6 protein-coding genes are annotated in these 4283 nt (G+C 72.7%); 3 read left to right on the forward strand and 3 right to left on the reverse strand.

Annotation, left to right across the window (positions count from 1 at the left end; translation table 11 throughout):
- The first annotated feature begins 152 nt into the window (after positions 1–152).
- Positions 153–344 carry a DUF2795 domain-containing protein gene (locus ACWGPE_RS18440; protein ID WP_231428693.1) on the forward strand — a complete coding sequence of 64 codons (192 nt, stop codon included), beginning with the start codon at positions 153–155 and terminating at the stop codon, positions 342–344.
- A 52-nt stretch (positions 345–396) separates the two neighbouring features.
- Here the strand turns inward: ACWGPE_RS18440 and ACWGPE_RS18445 are convergent, their stop codons facing one another.
- From ACWGPE_RS18445 to ACWGPE_RS18455, 3 genes are all read right to left on the reverse strand, one after another.
- Positions 397–1158 carry an SGNH/GDSL hydrolase family protein gene (locus ACWGPE_RS18445; protein WP_231428692.1) on the reverse strand — a complete coding sequence of 254 codons (762 nt, stop codon included), beginning with the start codon at positions 1156–1158 and terminating at the stop codon, positions 397–399.
- An 81-nt stretch (positions 1159–1239) separates the two neighbouring features.
- Positions 1240–1428 (reverse strand): DUF1918 domain-containing protein, encoded by a 189-nt coding sequence (locus ACWGPE_RS18450; RefSeq protein ID WP_231428691.1) that lies wholly within the window; start codon positions 1426–1428, stop codon positions 1240–1242.
- Between the two features lie 104 nt (positions 1429–1532).
- Positions 1533–1982 (reverse strand): SgcJ/EcaC family oxidoreductase, encoded by a 450-nt coding sequence (locus tag ACWGPE_RS18455; RefSeq protein WP_452049230.1) that lies wholly within the window; start codon positions 1980–1982, stop codon positions 1533–1535.
- Positions 1983–2042: 60 nt separating this feature from the next.
- On the opposite strand from ACWGPE_RS18455, the gene ACWGPE_RS18460 reads away from it, so the two are divergent.
- The gene (locus ACWGPE_RS18460; protein WP_452049231.1) at positions 2043–2726 is read left to right on the forward strand and encodes a PadR family transcriptional regulator; all 684 of its coding nucleotides are present in this window, start codon (positions 2043–2045) and stop codon (positions 2724–2726) included.
- An 87-nt stretch (positions 2727–2813) separates the two neighbouring features.
- Complete coding sequence (locus ACWGPE_RS18465) at positions 2814–4247, forward strand: GH1 family beta-glucosidase (protein WP_452049232.1); 1434 nt, start codon at positions 2814–2816, stop codon at positions 4245–4247.
- Positions 4248–4283: the final 36 nt, after the last annotated feature.

The following is a 4283-nucleotide window of genomic DNA, read 5'->3' on the forward strand; positions in this document are numbered from 1 at the left end:
GTGTGCCTAGCCGCGCTGGGGGGCTATGGTGGGGGGGGGTGTGTGCGGGCGCATGGGGGGTCCGGCGTGATCCCCTGGGCCTGGGGGGGGCCGGGGGGTTGCGGGCGGGCCCGGGTCGCCTCCCACGAGGAACCTGAGCGACGAGAGAGGTGATGAGCGTGCTGGTGCACGAGGTGCGAGTGCAGTCCCATCTGGACGGGCTGCAGTTCCCGGTGACGACCTCGGTGCTGGTCGACCACATCAGGAGGTCGGGCGCCCCCGACCACGTGGTCGAAGTGCTCGAGCGGACCGGTGAGCGGATCTTCGAGGATCGCCTCGCGGTCTCGGAGGCGCTGGAGCCCTGAGCCGCGCGCCGCCGAACGCGACGCCCACTCGGCCGCCGGCGCCCGCCCGCACTCAGCCCGGCTCGACCGCCTCGAGCGTCGCGCGCTTCGCGACCCGGCCGTCGCCCGACGAGCGGCCGGTGAGCCGGCGCCCGATCCAGGGCAGCACGAACTCGCGGTAGTACGCGGCGGTGTTGCGGCTTCGCGGCCCGGGCGGGGCGGCTGCGACCTCTTCGACGCCCCACTCGGGCGGCACGGGCACGTCGAGCGCGGTGAGCACGTTCGAGGCGACGCGCGCGTGGCCGAGGGCGTTGAGGTGCAGCTTGTCGGGCGACCAGTAGCGGATGTCGCGGAGCCCACGGTCGTTGAAGTTGTCGACGAAGGTCACGCCCTCGAGCGTGCCGAGGTCGACGAGCGCGGCCGTGAGCCGGGCGCCGCGGGCGTCGAAGACCTTGCCCATCGGCAGGTGCTCGGTCGGGTTCGCCCCGCTCAGCATGAGCACGTGGATGCCGGCGTCGCGAATGCGGTGGATCGCGTCGCGGAAGCGAGTCGCCGTCACCTGCTCGTCCATGCGGGGGCGCAGCATGTCGTTGCCGCCGCCGTTGAAGCTCAGGAGCTCGGGCTTCAGCGCGATCGCGGCGCCGAGCTGCTCGTCGATGATGGGGCCGAGCTTGCGCCCGCGGATCGCGAGGTTCGCGTAGCCGATCGGCTCGCGCGCGTGCTGTGCGAGGCCGAGCGCCACGAAGTCGGCCCAGCCGCGCACGCTGCCGTCGGGCAACTCGTCGCCGACGCCCTCCGTGAAGCTGTCGCCGATCGCCGCATAGGAGTGGTACATGCCTTCCACGCTAGCGCGGCGCGAGCGCGAGGCATCCCGTCGGCCGAACCGTGACCGGCGCTGGAATGCCGCGGCACAGGTTCACTCGGCGGCGGGTTCGAGCTCGCAGTCGGCGCCCGGGTAGAGCAGCGTCTCGTGTCCGTCGTCGAAGCGCACGAGGTACGGCGGACCGCCGTCCTCGCCGCGGACCTCGAGGATCTCGCCGTGCCGGCCGGGCTGGCCGACCTGCTTTCCGTGGATGAAGAGGCGTTCGCCCACCGTGGCCTGCATTGCAACCCCCTCCGACGGTTACAGCGTACGCCGGGGGTGCGGGCGCGGAGAAGTGCTGCGACGCGCGGGCGCGACCGGGCCGGCACCGATCGCGGACCTCCCGCTCAGTGATCGCGCGGCGCCGCGAGCCGGTTCATCGCGATGAAGAGCCGATTCTTCCTGGTGTTCTGGAACGCGGCGCACCGCCAGCCGTCGGCCTCGCGCACCATGACGAAGGTCTGCATCTTGTCGAGCCGGATTCGTGCGCGCTTGCCGATGCCGCCCTCGGTCACCGCGATCGCGACGTCGGGGCCGACGAGGCGCAGGTCCAGCACGCGCATGGCCATGCGCGAGCCCCGCTGCCAATGCTCGAAGACGGGGACGTGGTCGCGTCGGATGGCTTCGCGGCCGAGGCTCGCCAGGCCGGCGAAGATCACGTAGCTCGCGTCGTTGGTGAACTCGGCGGCGTACGCGCTCGCGTCGCCCGAGTCCCATGCGGAGCGGATGCGCTCGAGTGCGTCGAGCACGGCGGTGCGGTCGGCGTCGGAGTCGACGGGTGTCTGCGTCTCGTTCATGCCGACAGCTTCGCATGCATTCTGCATTAGTGCAAGATGCACTAATGCAGAATGCGCTGAATGGATTACGCTGGGGCGGTGACGAGCCGCGACCGACTGCAGCGATCAGACCGAGACCTTCCCGCCCTCGCGGTGCTCGCGCTCCTGAGCCAGGGGCCCCGGCACACGTACGACATGCACCGGTTCATCGTCGACACGCGCAAGGACTTCATCGGCGGGCTGCCCCGCAGCCTCTATCACGCGGTCGCGAAGCTCGAGGCGGCCGGACTCGTCGTCGAGGCGGGCACCGAGCAGCCCACCGGGCGTCCGGAGCGCGTCCGGTACGCCATCACCGAGCCCGGGCGCGCCGAACTGCGCCGGCGGGTCGCCCTGCTGCTCGCGTCGCCCGACCCCGACGCCGTGCTCGCGTACGCGGCGCTCTCGTTCATGGGCGTGCTCGGTCGCGACGAGGCGATCGCCGCGCTGCGGGCACGGGTCGCGGCGATCGACCTGGCGCTCGCCCGGATCGCGGCGGATCTCGCCGAAGCACGGGGCGTGCCGCGCATCCTGCTCATCGAGACCGAGTTCGAGCGGGCACGCCTTTCGTCCGAGCGCGACTGGGTGGCCGCGCTCGCCGGCGAGTTCGAGTCGGGCGAACTCGACTGGCCCGATGTCGCGACCATGCCGCTGCCGGGGGAATCGGCGGCGGACGCGTCGGCGTCGGAATCCCCGGCGGGGCTTCCCCGTCGAGGGCGGGCTCGCTAGGCTCGTCCGAAGTGGGTCATCTGACCCACAAGGCGGGGATGCCTCGGGCGCTCGCCTCGCGACGACGCAGAGACGGCGGAACCCGACATGAACGCACCCCTGGACGACCGGGCGGCGGCCGCACCGCCGACCTTCCCCCGCGGCTTCCGGTGGGGCGCGGCGACGGCGGCCTTCCAGATCGAGGGGTCGACGACGGCCGACGGGCGCGGACCGAGCATCTGGGACACCTTCACCGCCGAGCCGGGGCGGGTCATCGACGGCTCGAACGCGCTCGTCGCGGCCGACAGCTACCGGCGCTACCGCGACGACATCGCCCTGCTCGCGGAGCTCGGCGCGACCGACTACCGGTTCTCGATCTCGTGGCCGCGCGTGCAGCCCGGCGGCACCGGCCCCGCGAACGCCGCAGGGCTCGACCACTACGAGCGGTTCGTCGACGCGCTCGCCGAGGCCGGCATCGCCCCGCTCGCGACGCTCTACCACTGGGACCTGCCGCAGCCGCTCGAGGACGCCGGGGGATGGCTCGCGCGCGACACCGCCTCGCGCTACGCCGAGTACGTCGGCCTCGTGCTCGACCGGCTCGGCGACCGGGTCGGCCGGTGGATCACGCTCAACGAGCCGGCGATGACGACGCTCGAGGGCTACGCGCTGGGCACGCAGGCGCCCGGGCGCCAACTCATGCTCGGCGCGCTGCCGACCGTGCACCACCAGCTGCTCGGCCACGGGCTCGCGGTCGCGGCGATCCGCGCCGCCGCAGCGTCGGGTTCGGGTTCGCGGTCGGGCTCGGTCGAGATCGGCATCACGAACAACCACACGCTCGTCGTGCCCGCCTCGTCGGAGCCGGCCGACCTCATGGCCGCGGGCGCGTTCGACCTGGTCTACAACCGCATCTTCGTCGACCCCGTGCTCACGGGCGCCTACCCCGACCTGTCCGCGTTCGGGCTCGAGGCGTTCCCAGGGCTCGAAGACGGCGACCTCGAGACGATCTCGGCGCCGCTCGACTTCTACGGCGTCAACTCGTACAACCCGACGTACGTCGCCGCGCCCGCCGAGGGGTCGGAGTTCGCCGCGGCCGGGCTGCCGTTCGAACCGGTCGCGCCGCCCGAGGGCACACCGGTCACCGGATTCGACTGGCCCGTCGTGCCGGCGGCGTTCGGCGAGCTGCTCGTCGGGCTGCGGCGCGACTACGGCGACGCACTGCCGCCCGTCGTGATCACCGAGAACGGTGCGTCGTACCCCGACGAGGTCGTGCCTGCGGCCGACGGCGCCGGCGACGACGGCCGGGCCGTGCACGACGACGAGCGCATCGCCTACCTCGACGGGCACCTCCGCGCCGTCGCCGACGCGATCGAGCACGGCGTCGACGTGCGCGGCTACTTCGTGTGGTCGCTCATGGACAACTTCGAGTGGGCGCAGGGCTACACGCAGCGGTTCGGACTCGTGCACGTCGACTTCGAGACGGGGGAGCGCACGCGCAAGGACTCGTTCGCCTGGTATCGCGACCTGATCGCGGCGCAGCGCTGACGCGGCCGGGGCCGGGGACGCTCGACGCGTCCCCGG

This window comes from Agromyces sp. NPDC055658, from assembly GCF_053618155.1.

Excerpts from the sequence above, each read along its gene's own strand:
- ACWGPE_RS18440 (WP_231428693.1), top strand. The coding sequence starts at position 153 with ATGAGCGTGCTGGTGCACGAGGTGCGAGTGCAGTCCCATCTGGACGGG.
- ACWGPE_RS18445 (WP_231428692.1), bottom strand. The coding sequence starts at position 1,158 with ATGTACCACTCCTATGCGGCGATCGGCGACAGCTTCACGGAGGGCGTC.
- ACWGPE_RS18450 (WP_231428691.1), bottom strand. The coding sequence starts at position 1,428 with ATGCAGGCCACGGTGGGCGAACGCCTCTTCATCCACGGAAAGCAGGTC.
- ACWGPE_RS18455 (WP_452049230.1), bottom strand. The coding sequence starts at position 1,982 with ATGAACGAGACGCAGACACCCGTCGACTCCGACGCCGACCGCACCGCC.
- ACWGPE_RS18460 (WP_452049231.1), top strand. The coding sequence starts at position 2,043 with ATGGATTACGCTGGGGCGGTGACGAGCCGCGACCGACTGCAGCGATCA.
- ACWGPE_RS18465 (WP_452049232.1), top strand. The coding sequence starts at position 2,814 with ATGAACGCACCCCTGGACGACCGGGCGGCGGCCGCACCGCCGACCTTC.